Origin of the sequence: Photorhabdus tasmaniensis (assembly GCF_011189505.1) — a bacterium.
Classification (GTDB): Bacteria; Pseudomonadota; Gammaproteobacteria; order Enterobacterales; family Enterobacteriaceae; genus Photorhabdus; species Photorhabdus tasmaniensis.
Genome location: NZ_PUJU01000056.1, coordinates 12479 through 30905, shown reverse-complemented (window position 1 = coordinate 30905; position 18427 = coordinate 12479). Strand labels below are relative to the sequence as shown.

The following is an 18427-nucleotide window of genomic DNA, read 5'->3' as shown; positions in this document are numbered from 1 at the left end:
CGCCGGGCCGGAAGAAGCGGTCGAACTCACTGAGCGGCACATCCTGGGTGGCTTCGGGGTTGAACGGATAGCGGCCAGCCAGGTAGGTCTGGTACTGTCTGACGACGTTTTCACTCCATTCGACTTCCAGCGAACTGACCGCAGCCCGCATGACCACCTGCCACGCCTGTTCAGCCAGTTCACCGACCCAGCGGTTTAACGGCTCCGGCAGGTTTTTCGCCAGCTGTTGCACTTCGAAGATGGGGTCGCTGTTGTTTTGTTCAAGTCGCAGCTGGACCGCTTTCAGGGCCGCTTTACCCGGGACCGGGGCGTTTTGAATGGCCAGCAGGTAGCGGTGCAGTGCAATCAGTTTCTGATAAACCTCCTGCAACGTGCTGTTTTTATCCCCGTATTCCACCAGCACGGCGGTTTCCGGGGCGAACTCCCGGTTGATGCGCACCAACAGGCGATAATCCGGGGTGTCGCGTAACGGCTGTTGTTCTTTGCCCGCCAGGGGCGTATTCATCACCGGCAGGCGGGTGTTGTCGCTGAGGATTTGTAATGCGCGGCTGAAGGGCTGTTCCCCACTGATGACCTGCTCAATGGCCCCGATGGCCTGCGGGATATCGGTAAAATGACGGATATCCAGGTTGTTCATGGCCCCGCGCCAGGTGGCGGTGTAGTCACCCAGATACTGTTCGGTGATTTGGCGCTGAATTTCTTTACGGTCGGTCTCGCTGTATTGCACGTTGTGCGACAGATTCAGCACCCAGCTGTCCATCACGGTCAGGTCAATCAGCTGGTCGTCCTGTTTGACGAAGTAGTTGTTCAGGCCGTTCATCGTCAGGAACTGCGGGATAATCAGCTGCCTGTCATTATTGGCGATAAAGATGCTGTCAAAGCTGGGGCCAATCTGGTCGCGCAGATTGAGCGGCGGCGGCAGCGAGTCCTGGGCTTTGAGGCGCAGGTTCTGATAGACCCGCTGGTAAATGGAGAGCTGACTCAGCTCTTGCTGGGCATTTATCATCGGGCGCTGGTAAGGCGCAAAACGGCTGATGGCGGTCGGGTTATCCGCTTCCCGGGCCGCCTGCCAGTCAGTGTGGTCCAGGGCATAGTCGAGGTGAGTCAGCAACTGTTCCTGTGTTTGACGCTGGCCGTTAAAGACCCGGCTCCAGCGTTCACGCATATACTGTTCAACCAGTGACTTATTGCGGCCACTGCGGTCTTCCAGCATCCGCATGATGCGCAGGACTTCGAGTTTCTCCTCACTGCCTTTGGCCGCCTGATTCAGGTCATCCAGCAGGCCATTCATCAGGGCGGGCAGGAAGCGCTGGGACAGCAGTTGCAGGTAGGTGTTTTCGACATACGGACCGACATCAGCGCCCTGGTACAGTCCCATATCTGCCAGCAGCCCTTTCTGATGGTAATCCCCGTAGGCCAGGGTGGCTTCCCGGATAGGGTTTAGCAGCGGTAACTGTAAGTTTCCGTTGCGGTCTTCCCCTTTGGGTGGGGGAATGGACAGGAAGGTTTTAGCCTGTGCCAGGACTTCTTCACCGGCCCGATAGTTCTTCTGATAGTTGTAGTGCCAGCCGGCCCACAGGGCCAGACCAGCGGCGGCACCGACGGTGGAGAAGGTCAGGAGTTTGCGCCGGTTACGGCTTAACCACAGGCGGTTTTCCGCCGCCAGATTGGGTTCGGCCAGCAACACGTCTTCAAACAGCGAACGGGTGAAGTAGGGCGCGGTGTCCGCCACCGGCCAGGTTGGAAAGGCCTGTGGCCCCAGGTGATACTGTACGGCGGCAGACTGGGTAAAGAGGTCATCCATCTGGCCGATTTGTCGGGAGGAGGTGAGATAAACGCCGCGCAGCCCGGGCTGCGCCGGACCGCCATTATAGAGAATGCCCTCCAGCAATTGCACCAGGTAGCTGTGCAGCCCCTGTATCTGACGGGTGAAGCTGAACAGCGGGCTGCGCTGGTTGATATCCACTTTGTTGAGCATCATGTCCGGCATCGCGGCATTGAGTTGTTGCATCCATTGCTGCCAGAACTGCGCCAGTTCAGTCCGCCAGCGGTGCTCATCATCGGCATTCAGGCTGAAAGTGACGCCCAGTATCTGGGTGCGTTGCGGTTTGTCCAGTGACTGAAACGCCGCACTAAAGCCGTGCAGCAGATCGAGTTTGGTCAGCACCAGATAGAAGGGGAGGTGGTTGTGCAGGGTTAACCGCAGATCTTGCAGGCGCAGATGGAGCGCGGCGATATACCGCTCGCGTTGTTCTTTGTTGTCAGTCAGTAAACGGTGGGTGTCCACCGTCAGAATAATCCCGTTGAGGGGCTGACGCTGACGGTTTTCAGTCAGCCAGGTGAGCAGGGCTTGCCACAGGCGGGCGGGCAACTGAGGCTTACTGGCATCTGCCGGCGATATCTGATCGATAAGCAAGCCGTCCGGGTCAATGATGACCGCTTTCTCCCCCAGCCAGCAGCGCAGGTGCAGGGGCAGAGCCTCTTCCCCCTGATGGCGGTCCGGCAGGGCAATGTCAGTCAGTTTGTAGCCTTCCTGGATCAGTGTGGTTTTGCCGCTGGCGGTGTTGCCCAGCATCAGGTACCAGGGGCGCTGGTAGAGGTAATTCCAGGTACCGAGATGGCGCTGTAACTGGTCTTTCCAGTGATTCAGGTAGCTGTCCTGATGCGTCATATCGGCCAGGACCGGATCGATCTCCCTCAGCTCCACATCCAGTTTGAGTTTTTCGAGCTGACGCAGACGACGCCAGACTTTCGTACCGATAAAGCCCAGGGCCAGCAGAATAATAAGGACGGTCGCCAGCCAGCGGGCGGAGAGATTTTCCAGCGGGTGGGTTTGTCTGAACTGCCAGCCGGGTCCCCACCACCATATCCAGAGGAGGGCAATACAGGGCAGGAGAGCCAGTATCAGCGAGGCGGCGGCTTTGAGCGGCGGCAGGCGCGGCATCGCCGGTTTTTTGATATTTTTCAGAAGAAGAGAAAGCCAGTTCATGGGTTAACGCTCCGGTTTGCAATCGTATCTGTTGAGGCGGCGGTCATGGCGGCTTTTTCTGCCAGTACTGCCAGCAGGCCGGGCTCCCAATGGGTGAGTAACAGGTGTTGTCCTGCCTGTAACAGATGCCGGTAATGTTGTTGTGCCAGGGCGGTCATGCCCGCCTGTTCAAGCAGCTGTGCCGTGAGCAGCTGACCGTAGAATTGATCGCGGGGTTCGGTCAGTGGTTGCTGGTGCTGTTCTGCCGCGTTGAGGGCGGCTTCCAGTCCGTGTTGCCGGAAACAGTGCCAGATAGCGTCGTGATCCGGAGTTGCGCCGCTGTGGACGGCAGCAGTTGCTGGCGGTTGCAGCCAGTTCAGGGTTGAGGGTGAGATAAACGGACTCCTGTCGGAAAAACAGAGGGTCTGTAACACTGGCAGGCGTTTAAGAAAGGCGGTCAGTTCATCACGGATGGCCTCAGCGACGGCGGTGTAGCCGAGTTTTTCGGCGGCCTGAGCCGCGATAGCGTGGCCGTCAAGCCAGTAAGGTGCGAGGGTCAGGCTTTGTTCTATCTGTCGCAGCAGGGATTTATCGGCTGTGGGCAGTTTTGCCAGATAATCCGCAGTACGGTCTGACGAAGTCGGTGCCAGTGGGGTTTTGCCTTCACTGCTGGCCATTGGCGCGGTGGTCAGTGCGTGCCAGATGGCATAACGGCGCAGACGGTAACCAGTGGCGGTGTCAGGCTGACGTTCGCACAGGAGATCAGCGACAGTGAGTAATGTTTGTTTCCAGGCTTTTTCACTAGAACTGTCTACCGCGACATCCGGTGCGGGTGTCAGCGCTGAGGTGCCTGCGGGTTGTGCAACAGTTTCTGCTGATTCAACCGGTGCGGCTACGGGTTTTGGCGTGGGTTTGCGGGCATAGCGGGAGCGTAGCTGGTCGATCTCTTTAGCCAGTGCGGGTTCATCGGTATGCCAGCATTGTGCTAGATGAGCCAGTGCGCCTTGTGCCTCTTCGCGCTGAGTCTCATCAGCCTGTTCGCAGAAGCCGGTCTGAGCAGAATCAAAACGTTTGATGACCTGTTGTGCCAGGCGACGTTTGAGCAGAGGTTTTTGTGGCCAGGCTGTTTGCCAGTAATGCTGGATGTAATCGGCCAGCAGCTCCATTGCCAGTATCAGTTCAGCGGGATTGCTGCTGTGTTGCAATGTGCGCAACAAGTGAACCATCAGCCTGAAATCTTTGCTTTTTTCGCTGAACAGTTGCAACGCCTGACGCTGGATCTCTTCAATGTCAAGGGTGGAATGGGCCAGTGATCCCAGCTTAACCATTTCCCCGTCAATATATTCCCAGGCAGGTTCGTTTTCATCCAGCTCTTTGCCAATTAGTTCATCCGATAGGGAGGTTAGCAGGAGTCCCTGCCAGTCAAATTGTTTCCTGATATCCATGGGATCACCAACGACAGGCGGTGCGTAAAGGTTTCACCGCCTGTTCCAGTTGAGAAATGTTGAATGTTATCTGACTGCCGTTGTCAGTTTTGATAGTCAAAGTGTGGCCTGTCATCAGTCGTTTAAGTTGTTCAATGCCGGGTAGCCCACGGCTGGATTCCAGCAGATAGCCATTTTCGCGTAAGAACCAGTCGGCGCTGAATTGGGTTATGTCAGTCGAAATCATCACCGTGCCACTGTCTTGGGGTTTAGCCAGCGCGACCTGTATCCGGGTGATGTTATCGATACAACTCAGCATCAGTACCGGCCGTGGTGGCAAAACACCGATCGCGGGCGTGGTGAGTATGACGCGGGTCGGTATTCCCGTGGATTGGGTCGTGATAAAACCGGTTGAATGGTCAGTGCGTTTCATTTCCTGTTCCATTGCCTGTCTCCAGGCCGGACCGGTTTTTTCTAACGGAATAACGGCAATCTTATCCACTTTATCCAATAGGCGATCATAGCAATCGAGTCTGATCAGCGGTGAAGGTTCTGAACGACATTGCAGTAAGGCCGATAGTGGCGGCTCTGTTGTAGCCTCCTGAGTAGGTGGAATATCAGGTGTGCCCGTCAGAGATGCGATTAATGAACTAACAAGTAGCAAGAAGCTCATAATTTACACCTGTATTTCGCCAGTTTGTAAGTCAGTGTACGGGGAGCAATTCCCAAGCTTTCCGCAATTTGTTTGGTGTTGTTGCCGTAGATATGCTGGCGTTGTATCAGTACCGCACATTCGAACTCTTCGATTGCCTCAGGCAGGTTGTCAATCTTGCTGTAATCGTGAGAGATGCTGGCTGATGTTTTGTTTTCTGTTGTGCTACTCAATGAAGCCAATAATTCATCAAGCTGTTTTTCTTTTTGGCGCTGAGTCTGAAAGACCTGGCGGATCTGGCGCAGTTGTTCACGCAGCTGTTCTAATTCCTGCAATCTTTTCAGCCGGTGCTGCATGACATAGCAGTAGATGTAAAACATGTTGTTATCGTCAGCAAAACGACCGACATCTTCGGCGAAAACAGCAATGACACCACACGCCTTTCCGTTACAGTTAAACAGCGGAATGGCATGTAGACCACAGCGGTGGGGAAGCTCTTCGACAAAGGTGCGAAAGTTTTGATTGTCTACCCGCACTCCTTGATTGAGTGATCCCCAGGTTGTGGGGGTGCCTTTGTACAGAATTTGTACCAATGGGTGGTTGATATCGCCAATATTGACATCCAGTTGCAGAGCGCTTATTTGGTTTGGCGCTGGCAGCCGATAGCATTCAAGGCGGTTTTCATTCACGTTAAGCAGAGAGACCAACAAGGCGTCAAAACGCTGGCGTTGGTGATTCACTTGAAGAAAGTGGTGAACCAGTTGCTCGATAGAGTCATTTTCCAATAACGCTAATGCGCTTTTCAGCCGTTGTTTCATTGTATCTCCTCAACCACCGCGTTGAATTCATGTGCATCAACGGTTAGCTGGATGGTACTGATCTGTTTTCCTGAGGCCATTTTTTGCAATAGCAGCAGGGATAGTGGCGGCAACAAAGCGCCATCAATGATCGATTCCAACATGCGTGCACCGTTTTCAGCGCGGGTTGCTCGTTGCAGTATCTCTTCAATAACGTCGTCACTGATGGTGACTTCGGCATTGAAACGTTGACCTAATAGGTTATCGAGGCGGACCAGTTTGCCCTGGATAATGGTTTTCAGGGTGTCATATCCTAACGGCAGATAAGGCACCACTTCCATTCGTGCCAGTAGTGCCGGTTTGAAGAAAGCCGCCAGTTCAGGGTAGAGCAGGTCGTTCATCTCTTCCGGTTTATCAGCGTTATCAACAATGGTTTGATAGCCCAGGTTGGAGGTGAGGAAGAAGACCACGTTTTTGCAATCAATCACGCGGCCTTCACCATCGGCCAGTTCGCCTTTGTCGAATGCCTGATAGAACAGGTTCAGTACGTCAGGATGAGCCTTTTCCACTTCATCAAGCAGGACGACAGAGTAAGGTTTTTGGCGAATAGCTTCGGTGAGTACGCCCCCTTCGCCATATCCCACATAGCCTGGAGGTGAGCCAATCAAGCGGGAAACAGTGTGTTTTTCCTGAAATTCGGACATATTGATGGTGGTCAGGTATTGACGGCCACCAAACATTAATTCTGCAATTTGCAAAACGGTTTCCGTTTTACCAACACCGCTTGGACCTACCAGCAGAAAAGCACCCAGTGGGCGACCGGGGCGACGTAGGTCGGCTCTGGCGGTCAGCAGATGTTGATGCAGGCATTTGATGGCGAGATCCTGCCCCTTGATGCTTTGTCCCAGATGGATTGGCAGTTCAGTGACAACAGAGAGTTCACTTTGTGAAAGACGATTAAGTGGTACGCCAGTCCATTCAGCGATAACCGCCGCAATCTGGTTTTTATTCACATGAGGAGAAACCAGTGTTTGTTGTTGCTGTAATAACTCCAGCTGTTGATTAAGTTCAGTCAGTTTAGTAATCAGCTCTTCTGTTTTATCGATTGTTTCTTCGATTGTTTCATCCGTTAACAGCTGACGACGCAGTTCAATAATTTGCTGAACTAGTTGCTGTTGTTGCTGCCAACTGGCTTCCAGCTCAGTCAGTTTTTCTGTTGTTTCTTGTTGTTGCTGCTGTAGTTCATCCAGTCTGGCAGTATGTTGGTTCAACCCCATCCGTTGTTCCCTTGCCAGCACATCCGATTCCATTTTCTGTTGGTGGAGCTGGTTTTTCAGTGCGGAAATCTGACGTGGAGGAGCGGTCAGGTTGATGGCAACACGCGCGCAAGCGGTATCCAGTACATCAATCGCTTTGTCCGGTAGCTGGCGACCGGAGAGGTAACGGTCACTTAATATCGCAGAGGCTTTCAGCGCTTCGTCATCGATTAATACGCCATGAGCCTGTTCATAGATTGCCCGCAGGCCACGCATAATAATCGTGGCTTCTTCCGCTGTCGGTTCGGCTACTTTTACCAATTGGAAACGGCGGGAGAGGGCTGCGTCTTTTTCGAAATATTTTTTGTATTCGCCCCAAGTGGTTGCTGCGATAGTTTTCAATTCACCACGAGCCAAGGCGGGTTTTAGCAGGTTGGAGATATCCAGCCCGCCCTGTTGATTGCCTGCGCCAATCAGTGTGTGGGCTTCATCAATGAACAGGATAATTGGTACGGATGACTGGCTGATTTCATTCATGATGCCTTTGAAACGTTTTTCAAATTCACCTTTTACCGCCGCTCCGGCCTGTAACGCGCCCAGATCAAGTGTCATCAGTTCACTGTTGCGCAGTTTTTCCGGCACCTGGTTGTCGATAATGCGCAACGCCAATCCTTCAATCAACGCGCTTTTACCCACGCCCGCTTCGCCCACCACAATCGGGTTATTTTTACGGCGACGGCAGAGAATATCGATCATCAGGTCGATTTCGGTGTCACGGCACAGCACCGGATCGAGTTTTCCCTGACGGGCCTGTTCTGTCATATTCTGAGTAAAACGAGCGAGCAGGCTGTCACTGTTGGCGGCGGTTTTGCCTTGTCCGTTTTTATCGTTCTCCACAACAGGTTGTTCGGCTGAGCCGGCGGTCCATTGTGCGAAGTTTTGCCGCAGTAATTCGCGGTTTATTCCCGATAGAAGACGTGCGGATTGTGGTGTCAGGTAACGTGATGGGCTGAACAGCAATGTCATCAGCATGACACCGCTGCGTAATTCCTGATGCTGCATTTCGGTTGATGCTAACAGCCAACTATCCTGTAACCACTCCACCAGCATCGGGGAAAAGTTGGGGTAGGCTTGAACCATCGTTTGATGGTGAGGGATCATTTGATCAAGCTGCTCTTTTAGCAATTCACTGTCCACCTCGGCTTGACTGAAGATCGCTCTGATATCACTGAGAGGTGTGTTGATCATTTGCAGCAGTAGCTGAGAAACAGTGATCTCGGGTTGCTGCTGACTGACACACTGTGCTGCCGCCGTTTCCAGAGCGTGCCGGGTCATCGGATTTAAGCGGTTAACTAATGTGGGTAGATCAATCTGGATCATCGGTTCTTTCCTAGCGCAGTAAATTATTTAGCTGTTGTAAGATGTTTTCGGTCTGGCTGTGCAGCCGGACAGCATAGAAGCCATACACCACGGCGAGCAGCGCAGTACCGCTCCAGAACAGGTGTTTGATGGTCAGACGTTTACCCAATCGGTAGCGGCCATCACGCTCGTTAGCGTTACTGTGCAGAATGGTTGCTGGCGCTTCGCCCCGCAGTGTGTGCAGTTGTTGATGTAACCGGCGGAATAAATGTTCAAAATCATCACCTTTCTGCGAAGCCACTTTGTAGCGGCCACGGTAACCAAGGCAGAAGCAGAGATAAATAAATTCCAGCAGATGCTGATAGCGTTTAGGTTCACCCATTAAACGTTCCAGTAACTGAAAGACTTTTTCACCCCCCCAGGTTTCATTGTGAAATCTCACCAGCAGTGATTGTTGTAACCACTCATTTTTACTGTTCCAGCCATGCCCCAGTGCGGTTTCGTCAATGAAGGTACAGAGCATGTAGCGGAAAGAGACAATCGCGCCCGGTTCATAACCTTTGGTTTGCAGAAATTGTTCGATTGCCTGAATATCAGTCACAACCTGTTGGTAAAGTTGATCCGGCAGCGGCTGATCACCCATGTCTTTCATTCGCATCACCATGCCAAGCAGCGGTGTGGCAGCGTCAATCATCGGATTCAGGCTTTCTCCACGCAGCGGTAACTGATACTGACGATGCGAAACAGCATCAGTGACTTCCGGCGTTAGAGCCGGGTTGTCATTAATGGCTTCGGTTTTCATTAGTCACTCCCATTGCTAACTGCCCAGAATTGCATGTCTAATCCAGGGAAGTCCCCCGAAACATGGAAGGCAATGGTGGTGCCTTTCAGAATCTCTTGCCACGCCGTGCCTTGTTGCTCAAAACGGAAATAGGTGTAACCGGCGTGATAAGGCAACTGACGTGGAGCCGCAGGAAGCGCGACCAGTCTTACGCCAGGCAACTGGACGCTGACCCTTTCGCGGATTTTTTCCAACGATGTGACTTTAGTTTGCTGAGGGAATTGGCGGAGTAATTGATCCTGTGGCATCTGTGCGCGGATTGCCAGAATGAAATCCGCTTTGGTCAATACATCACGATCATAAATGTTTGCCACCTGGATACCATTTGATTGATTTTGTAGTTTAATTGGGATCGCGCGCGGGGTCAGGACAACACCCAGTGCTTCGCGCATGGGGATCATGGTTTCCTTGAATGTCTTCGTGAGATTGTCATGAGTGTAATCCGGTATAATGCCAGCTTGACGCGATGCAGCCGTGAATGTTCTTAGTTCACCACAGGTTTGGATCAACTGAGTGAAAAAATCTTGTGGGTGCAGAATGGATTGTCTGGCGTAGTGGGTAAACCATGGCTGAACCCGGTTAACTAACTGGAGCATCATAAATTCAGCAACATCAGCTACTCCTTGCTGACTAGGTGAACCAATCCGATCAGAGAGTGATCTGCCTCGTTCTATCAGTGCCATATTCACTTCATCCATGTAGATTTTTAACTGGCTGGAAACATTGATGGATGTACAGGTTGGCACGAATTCTTCATCCAGTATGAGAGTCCCTGTCGGCAACTTTTCTATTATCTGGCATAACGGTAGCAAAGAGAACGCGCTGAGATCCTCTGAGCCCTGTTTCAAAACCGGTGTCAGTTGTGCCAGCATGAGCTGGCTGACATCACCACCATCAGTGTGCAGGTCACGAATATCCGCCGTATGTTCACGGTAGCGTACAGCCCCGGCCTGATCGGATTCCGCATGGGAGATTTCATTGAGGGCGTCGTTGACTATTGGCAGTGCCAGGTAGATACTTTTGCTGCTGCTATCGTGAAGACTTACGACATCAAGTGGTTGGGGCATGACATCCTGATGCGGAATAGAGAACAGGGTGCCATCTGGCATGATACCGCTGGCTTCGGTGATACCGATACGCCCCAGAGCGAGAAGATCCTTGTCAATAGTTAGGGAACTGAAACCGTAACCGTAACTGGTTAAGGTTGCCTGGCGGCTATGAGCCAGATAGTCATTATGTTTTTGCTGTTGTTGGAAGTGTTGTGGCTTGATAAATAATCCTTCGCGCCAAATCACCCGATTTTTACCTGACATAATTATTGCTCCTCTTTTCTAAGTTCAACTTCGTTCGCTCTGATGTGTACCAAGATGTGGTATTGCTGCCCTGTGTCTTTTACTTTGATCACTTTTTTCCATTCGGATTGATTGATATCGGCATAACGGACAATAACGCCGATATAACGGCTATTTTTTTCCAGCGGGATGACTGGCAACGGTTTGTACTGCCCCGGCAATAAGGTGTAATCCTGATGGTCGATGTAATTTTTCCCCAGCGCTTTATCCAGTTTGTCGCTCTCAAGCTGATCATAATCAGCGGCAAGCAGGCGGGAATCTTCACTGAGATAGATCAGATGCATTTCAACCGGCGTGGGTTCGCCATTTTTGTTGGGATTGATATCAGGCTCTGCCAGCAAAGTGATCGCTGCGGTGGAAGGTAGCTCCGCAGGTTGACCGACCGGGGTCGATGGATCCCAGACAACCTGTCCGACTTTCTTCGTCGCCTGCCATGCACTGCTGCAACCGCTTAATATCAGCGCTGCCAGCAATACAAACCATAAGGTATGATTACTGAACCATGAGGTATTACCGCCGGAGCGTTTCATTACTGGCTATCCTCTAAACCCTGACGCAGAGCGCGGTCATAAGCCTGTTCATAGACTTCACTAAACAGTTTTTCGAATCCCTGCTGACGGCTGGAAGCCAGTTCACGGTAATAGCTGGTGTACATTTCCCATGCCCAGGCTGCGTCTTTTTCCTGTGTCTCATTACTGCGACGGTATTGGGCAAAACGGTTAAGCAGGTGTTCCGGTGAGAAAGCATCCAGCATGGTGTTCAATGCAGTAGTGATCGCAATCCGGTTAGCCTGATAGTGCAGTTGCAGGTTGTGCAGGCTTTCAGCGATGGCTGACGGTGCAGAGAGATGTACCGGGCTTTTTTGATCCGCGAACATCACCTGCATGGTGGTGTCGTAATCCATATTGAGCCGCAGTGGGTTATCTTCGATAGGGCGTAGTTGCTTGTCACGCAGACCATGTTGTGCACGTTGCAATGCCAGTAAGCCTTCAATCGCTGCTTTCATGGTTTTACCCATTTCTTCCAGAAAGTCGTTAGCCTGTTGGCTGTTATGCAAAGGTAAGTGTGCGCTCAACCCCCGCATCAATGGTGTGATAGCGACATGCTGCTGTTCCATGTTCTGATACTGTTCACTTAAAGGTGAAGAGATACTCGGTAAATCAACAAAATCCCGATCCATAGCATTGCCTCTGTTGTCTGAGAGGGGAGAGAAGAATAATGGGGTGTTGTAATGGCCTTGTTGCAGGCTCTGGTTTATTTCGTTACTCACCGGGGTTTGGTCCAGTGTAGTCAGATTTTCGCTGTCAAGAACCTTAAGGGGATCATGGCTGAAATCGTGGTTAATCGTTGGTGCCAAAGAACGATGATCGGTGTAAGTGGTATCTTGGACTGGGTCTTTTTCCATCATGGCGTCCAGTGGATTGCTATAGCTGGAGACAAGCGATTCCGGTGATACCATCATGGGATCAATCCGATCTGCGTCGGAAAAACTGATATGGCTTTTGATCACCAATTTACCGACAGTAATTTCATCTCCTTGTTGCAATCGGATGAAGCCGGTATCCGAGGTTAGCGGTGACTGATTCACAAATAGAGGCCCAGCGATCATTTGCAGGCAGAATGCGCCATCACGCCATTGGATAGTAAATTGTGATGGATTGATATTGCCTTTCTGATCCTGAACAGACCAAAGATGGCCCTCGCTGCTGCCGACTGTGCCGCCTTGAGCGGAGAACAAGCAACTGGCAGATTTGCCGCTTTCCAGTTGATCGCTGTTGATCACGCGTAATGAAAGGGTTGGTTGTTGTTTTTCCATCGTCTTTATCCGCTAACTGAAATTGTGACAAAGGGTTTCTTTTCCGGCTCGCCCAGAAAGCTGGTCCACCCCAGGTTATTGTTTTGTTTCGTGCCAAGTACCATGCCGCCTGCCTGGTTTTCAGCCAGTCCAAGACGTAGATCCCAAGCCAATTGATCACGCAGGACAAAACAGATAAACATCACTAGTGGCAAGAAATTTTTACCATCCGGGAGAAATGACAGAAAGTGTTCACGGGAGAGTTCATTGATACATAACATAAATTTGCTGTTGTAGCCTTTTACCCATGAACCGATGGTGAAGTTTTCGCTCAATATGGACATTTTCTTCTTTTTCTCACCATCTGCTGTTAGCTGTTGACCCAAGCGGTTTTGCTGTGATAAGGGAATAGTGACTTTCCTTAATTGCCAACCATGCACAGTCACATCTTGTAGATCAAAGCAGTGTGAAACCAGGCTGCGTATCACTTCCGGCGATCGGCTCGGACTGGCTAGCATCCCGGCATAGGCCAGCATCTTGCTGTGATTGATATTTAAATGAGCACGATTCACATCACTACCGAGACCAACTAGAGAGAACATACGTTGAGAAAAATCGTCCATTCCGTTTTTGTCAAAGCAGATGTAATAGCGATATTTCCGCCAAATCTGATAAAGCATGACGATTGAACGATGATTGAAAATATTCAAAAAATCAGTCAGTCGGTTTTCGTTTTGAGCTTCCTCCCATGCCAGTGAATCAAGGTAGTAACCAGGCATAGGTGACTGGCTACCATGTAATCCAAGAAAAGAGACTTCCACCTTGAAACGACCTTGTTCGGTACGTTTCACAGAGACAATATCTCTGGTAGCAAAAGCCAGGCTGGCACTGGATTTAAAACTAATTGCTTCCCGGTCAGGGCGATCGGTTTGCCCTGTTTTTTCCCACGCTACCGCCAATTGGTTGAGTAATTCAACCAATTGATAAAAGTTGTATTTTGATACATCCAGTACTCGATTTTCTGTCGAGTCTTTACCTGTTACATCAACGCGTGTTGACCTATTTGTACCGGCCATTGATAACATTCCTGATTATCTAAATTGATCACCTTCAGCATGTGGAAGGAATTAATGCTGGCATATAATGCAAGGAAACGTGACAGTATGGTGCCGAACATATAGAGCTCACCTTCAGAACTGAAAGCCTGTTGTCGGATATACAATGTCGATTCTGAACCACGTACAGGAAGTCCTTTAAACAGGCGGTCTATTGGTTTCGTTTCAATCCGTTCAATCGCGTTCAGCCGTTTTTTTGATGACCGTGATGACTGCCTATTATGTATGCTGGGAAGATCGTAGGTACTCAGTACCTGTTTCAGGGAGTCCTTATTCAGTAATGTCATATAATTCAGTGACATATTTGAAATTAGGGACCAGTGATATTTGCCGCTCATCAATGGATAAAGTGGAACAGATGGGCGGGTTATATTACGAAATGACGCAAATGATGGGCTGCCCAGTGAAGCGTAATTAATGTCACCCACCCGTAGTTGCAGTGGCAGTTCGCGGTTGGTACAGGTCAGTTTGATAGAGACATTTTCATGCCTTTCTAGTTCCAGTAACTGCGATGCATCGCCACGTACGAAAGAGAGATAGTGTTCAAGCCCTTTACGGAACGGGGATTCTTTGACCTGGATACGGAAATAGCGGGTGTTGAGTTCACTTTCGTGCTCGATTTGATGATGAAAACTTTCAAATGGTACATAGTTCCGCTCACTACCGCGCGTGAAGTCGGGTTTACCATCGGGGCCAAGCAGATTGCTTTCTACTTTATCGACGGAAAAAATGTCGTAGCAATCAGGATGGCTGTAGCTGGCTTTCAATGGATATTCCGCCTTGCTGCCATCCAATAGGATAGCTTCGCTATCCATTGGGAAGAGGTTGATTGCCGGTACACAATGCAGCCGGAAAGTATCCTGACGGATTTTAACTTCCGGTGGAAGTGCTTCTGAAAAATAGAGGTTCAGCGTAAAATCACTGGCTTTAAGGTTCGCCGGTAACTTGGGGAAACCCGTGATATCAAAAAACAGAAACCCTTCAGAAAAGCAAAAGTATTCCTGTAAGATGCGATAACCCATATAAGAATTTTTTGGGTAAGGCAACAGGGCATCTTCCCGGTTAAAACCAACCGGAACGACATCAAAATCCGGCAATGAAATGGTGGTATCGCCTACGATAAGTTTTGCGTCTTTAAGGTAGTAACTGAGCCAAAAATAGAGCTGTGTACTGCTGTAATCATCGCCGCTCAGATAAAAACGCAGCTTATCAAGTTGCAGCTCTTGTAAGCTGAGTTCTCTCTTTGAGGTAAAGTTTAGACCAATAACACCTTGCTCATTGCTGTTATTGACAGAAATGTCCCGGATCGACATTGGGAACAGCCAGACATCACGGCATAAAGTGAAAGTACAGCGGTTGTCTTTTTCTGCTTCATTTGGGTCGGTACTGCTTGAGTAAATATTGTTATCATCTTCGTCATCATCATCATTATTTGCCAGCAGACAACTCTGGATTTGAGAACCGCGCTTAACCTGTGTGGCTTGTGTGACGACACTTTCATCGGGTGTGTACTGGATAATCGTCATGCTAGGTGTTGGCCGCAGATAATTTGGCCATAACATATGCAGTAACCCATGAGTCAGTTCGGGGAACTGATCATCAATTTTTGCCCGTAAATTACCGGCAAGGAATGCAAATCCTTCTAACAGACGCTCAACATCCGGGTCAGAGCCTTGTTCAGACAGAAATGAAGCGAGGTGAGGATGTTCAATTGCGGCTTGTTTCCCCAATTGTCTCAGGTAATCCAATTCCTCTCTGAAGTATTTTTCAAGTGACATATTTATTGAGTCCGCTCTAGGCAATAACGCCGGTTGTTATCCAGTTGAATGTTAAATTCAACGACGTCACGAATATCATCCAGGGATACTTTGGCACTGATGTGAAAACTCAACAGCAGCGGGTCACTATCATCGTGGATTGCACTGACAGAGACCGACGATATTCTTGGTTCATAGTTTCTAATGCAATGCTCTATTGCCTGTTCAATACTTTGCTTAAAGTCAGTTGCGGTGGTTGTGGCGTCATTGAGATCAATAACGCCAAGATCTACCGCACTCTGACAAGCCCCCGGATGGGTATTGAGAACATTATTCAGGTGCCGTCTGATGGAGTTGAGTAGCTCACGCATTCTTGACTGGCGGGAAGAACCGGAGTTCTTCCCCTGAATACGCTCAAACAAGCTGGCAGAGCCTTCTCTATTCCAACTGTACAGCGCAGCCATGACTAATTACTCCTTATCCAAACGCCCTACTAGTGACAACTCAAAGCTGGCTCCCATGTATTTGAAATGAGGGCGAACTTGCATTGCCACCTGATACCAGCCTGGATCGCCTTCCACATCCAAAACCTGAATTTGGGCGGAACGCAGCGGGCGACGACTGCGGACATCTGTTGGTGGATTTTCCTGATCGGCGATGTACTGTTTCAGCCAAGTGTTCAGTTCGCGCTCCAGATCCTGACGCTCTTTCCAAGAGCCAATTTGCTCGCGTTGCAATACTTTAATGTAGTGTGCAAGGCGGTTGATGATGAACATATAGGGCAGCTGAGTACCCAGTTTGTAGTTGGTTTCAGCCATTTTCCCTTCGCGGGTATTCGGGAATACTTTTGGCTTCTGAACTGAGTTGGCAGAGAAGAATGCAGCGTTATCACTGCCTTTACGCATTGTCAGGGTGATAAAACCTTCTTCAGCTAATTCGAATTCACGGCGATCTGTAACCAGAACTTCTGTTGGGATCTTGGCCTGGATTTGTCCCATTGCTTCGAACAGGTGAACGGGTAGATCGCTGACAGTACCACCGCTTTGCGGGCCGATAATGTTCGGACACCAGCGATATTTGGCGAAGCTGTCGGTCAAGCAGGATGCCAGCAGATACGCAGTGTTACCCCACAGGAAATGCTCATGATCTTTGCTGACATCTTCCTGATAATTAAAGTTTTTAATTGGGTTTTCAATGGTTGAATATGGCAGACGCAACAGGAATCGTGGTGTTGTCAAGCCAAGATAACGTGAATCCTCAGATTCGCGCAGAGCACGCCATTTGGTGTGAGCTGGGCCTTCGAAGACAGATTTCAGATCTTTAATTGCTGGCAGTTCTGTAAAACTGCTGATGCCAAAGAAATCAGGTGCGACAGAGGAGAGGAATGGCGCATGAGCCATCGCACCAACCGCGCTGACGTATTGCATCAGTTTGATATCGGGTGAGCTATTGCTAAATGCATAGTTACCGATGACTGCGGCAACCGGTTCACCACCAAACTGACCATAACCCGTTGAGTAAACATGCTTATATAAGCCTGACTGGATGATTTCTGGTGAGAATTCAAAATCTTCCAGTAATTCTTCTTTGGTGGCATGGATGATGTTGATTTTGATGTTTTCACGGAAATCTGTGCGATCAACCAATAATTTCAGTGAACGCCATGATGATTCCAGCTCCTGGAACTCTTTGGCGTGCATGATTTCATCGACTTGAGTGCTCAGTGTGTTATCAAGTTCAACGATCATTCTGTCAACGACGAGCTTGTTGATCGGTTCTTCATTAGAACCTGTACCCAAGATGCTGCTGATGAAAGCCGCAACACCTTGTTTTGCTATATGGTAGCCGTCATTTTCCGGCGTCATTCTTGCTTGAGACATAATCTCATCAAGCAAAGAGGTGGTAGACCCTGGGGCTAATGCTGTACTGCTCTCTTCATGTAAGGACATGTTAAAAACTCCTTTTCAGTCAATTACTTTTGATTGACGATTTCAAGTTCTTTTAGAAGTTGTTCGCGGACTTTTTCATCACCCAGTAATTCTTGTAAACGGGTGCGGAACGCCGGAATATTTCCTAACGGCCCTTTGAGTGCGACAAGTGCTTCACGTAGCTCTAAAAGTTTATTTAATTCAGGAACCTTCTTGGCTACGTTATCGGGTGAAAAATCGTTTAGTGATTTTATTTCCAAGTTAATTGGCAGGTCATCTCCACTATCATCATTGAGACGATTAGGGACGCTAAATGTGAGATTGATGTTTGCTTCATTCATCACCGAATTAAAGTTATTTTTGTGCACAGAAACAGCCTGACGTTCTTCAATTGGCGTATCTTCTTTCGTCCCTTTGATATCACCAACAATAAGTAAATTAAGTGGTAATTCAATTTCAGCTACCTGATCACCGGTATTAGGAACGTATTTGATATTAATCCTTTCCTTCGGCGCTACACTACCTGGGCTATTTTTACTCATATTAAAATCCTTCGGGTAATACAATTGGGCAATTAGGAATTATTGACAACAATATTGATGAGAGAGTTGCCCTGATACCTACCTATATGTGACGGATAACATAAAATCCCTTCCTGGTTTAAAGAAACGGAGGATTCACTGCATTGAATTGGGTAGTAAGCCGATTTGTATGAGTATTATAGATAAATACGGATTCAGAATATTCTTACACATCGAGCAATAGCATCAATATAGACAGCTCTGCAAAGCAGAGTGTCGCATTTTGTTTTTTTATTGTAAAGATAAAACATAGGAAGATATACCCCTCTATTCGGACTTTTGATGATTTTATTATGTTTTGCAATAATTTACGCTTTGATCTTTTCTTAAGCCATTTCTTTGCCATCTCCCCCAATATAGTAATATTAGCAGCTATTTTTCTGGGTATTTATAAATTTTTGGTGATTTTTTGTTTCATTGTGTAACAAAGTGTTTCCAAGTGTATTCCTGTTTACATTTTAGAATTAGTTTCTCATTGTAAATATCACTTAGTTATTAATTAAGTGAGTGATTTTTATTTTTTGATCTAATTTTTCAATTTTAAATTGACCAAGAAACGATTTTTCTTGACTTTATTTAAATCTTTACATTTCATTGTCATA

The 18427-nt window shown here is 49.0% G+C and carries 14 protein-coding genes; all 14 read right to left on the bottom strand.

The genetic code is table 11. The annotated features are described in order from the left end of the window. Positions 1 to 2989: type VI secretion system membrane subunit TssM (gene tssM / locus C5471_RS19535; protein ID WP_166296280.1), on the bottom strand; the 2989-nt coding region annotated here is incomplete at its 3' end. Next, entirely contained in the window at positions 2986 to 4413 is a 1428-nt protein-coding gene (gene tssA, locus C5471_RS19530) for a type VI secretion system protein TssA (protein ID WP_133814275.1), read from the bottom strand. The genes tssM and tssA, both read right to left, overlap by 4 nt. 4 nt (positions 4414 to 4417) lie before the next feature. Then, positions 4418 to 5065, bottom strand: coding sequence for a type VI secretion system-associated protein VasI (gene vasI, locus C5471_RS19525; protein WP_133814276.1), 648 nt, complete (start codon positions 5063 to 5065; stop codon positions 4418 to 4420). Next, positions 5062 to 5862, bottom strand: a complete 801-nt coding sequence (locus tag C5471_RS19520) for a helix-turn-helix domain-containing protein (protein WP_133814277.1) — start codon at positions 5860 to 5862, stop codon at positions 5062 to 5064. Before C5471_RS19520 ends, vasI begins: the two co-directional genes overlap by 4 nt. Beyond that, entirely contained in the window at positions 5859 to 8477 is a 2619-nt protein-coding gene (gene tssH, locus C5471_RS19515) for a type VI secretion system ATPase TssH (RefSeq protein WP_133814278.1), read from the bottom strand. Before tssH ends, C5471_RS19520 begins: the two co-directional genes overlap by 4 nt. A 10-nt stretch (positions 8478 to 8487) precedes the next feature. After that, complete coding sequence (icmH, locus tag C5471_RS19510; protein WP_133814279.1) at positions 8488 to 9258, bottom strand: type IVB secretion system protein IcmH/DotU; 771 nt, start codon at positions 9256 to 9258, stop codon at positions 8488 to 8490. Continuing rightward, positions 9258 to 10610 (bottom strand): type VI secretion system baseplate subunit TssK, encoded by a 1353-nt coding sequence (gene tssK / locus C5471_RS19505; RefSeq protein WP_133814280.1) that lies wholly within the window; start codon positions 10608 to 10610, stop codon positions 9258 to 9260. The genes icmH and tssK overlap by 1 nt, the downstream gene beginning before the upstream one ends. A 2-nt stretch (positions 10611 to 10612) precedes the next feature. Then, the gene (tssJ, locus tag C5471_RS19500) at positions 10613 to 11179 is read right to left on the bottom strand and encodes a type VI secretion system lipoprotein TssJ (RefSeq protein WP_133814281.1); all 567 of its coding nucleotides are present in this window, start codon (positions 11177 to 11179) and stop codon (positions 10613 to 10615) included. Beyond that, complete coding sequence (gene tagH, locus C5471_RS19495; RefSeq protein ID WP_133814282.1) at positions 11179 to 12465, bottom strand: type VI secretion system-associated FHA domain protein TagH; 1287 nt, start codon at positions 12463 to 12465, stop codon at positions 11179 to 11181. Before tagH ends, tssJ begins: the two co-directional genes overlap by 1 nt. Positions 12466 to 12470: 5 nt before the next feature. Further along, positions 12471 to 13520, bottom strand: a complete 1050-nt coding sequence (gene tssG, locus C5471_RS19490) for a type VI secretion system baseplate subunit TssG (RefSeq protein ID WP_133814283.1) — start codon at positions 13518 to 13520, stop codon at positions 12471 to 12473. Beyond that, positions 13484 to 15337, bottom strand: coding sequence for a type VI secretion system baseplate subunit TssF (gene tssF / locus C5471_RS19485; RefSeq protein WP_133814284.1), 1854 nt, complete (start codon positions 15335 to 15337; stop codon positions 13484 to 13486). Before tssF ends, tssG begins: the two co-directional genes overlap by 37 nt. Positions 15338 to 15339: 2 nt before the next feature. Next, the gene (gene tssE / locus C5471_RS19480; RefSeq protein ID WP_133814285.1) at positions 15340 to 15780 is read right to left on the bottom strand and encodes a type VI secretion system baseplate subunit TssE; all 441 of its coding nucleotides are present in this window, start codon (positions 15778 to 15780) and stop codon (positions 15340 to 15342) included. 6 nt (positions 15781 to 15786) lie between these two features. After that, a complete protein-coding gene (tssC, locus tag C5471_RS19475; RefSeq protein WP_133814286.1) occupies positions 15787 to 17265 on the bottom strand; it encodes a type VI secretion system contractile sheath large subunit in 1479 nt (492 codons plus the stop codon). A 23-nt stretch (positions 17266 to 17288) separates the two neighbouring features. Next, positions 17289 to 17786, bottom strand: a complete 498-nt coding sequence (tssB, locus tag C5471_RS19470; protein ID WP_133814287.1) for a type VI secretion system contractile sheath small subunit — start codon at positions 17784 to 17786, stop codon at positions 17289 to 17291. Positions 17787 to 18427: the final 641 nt, after the last annotated feature.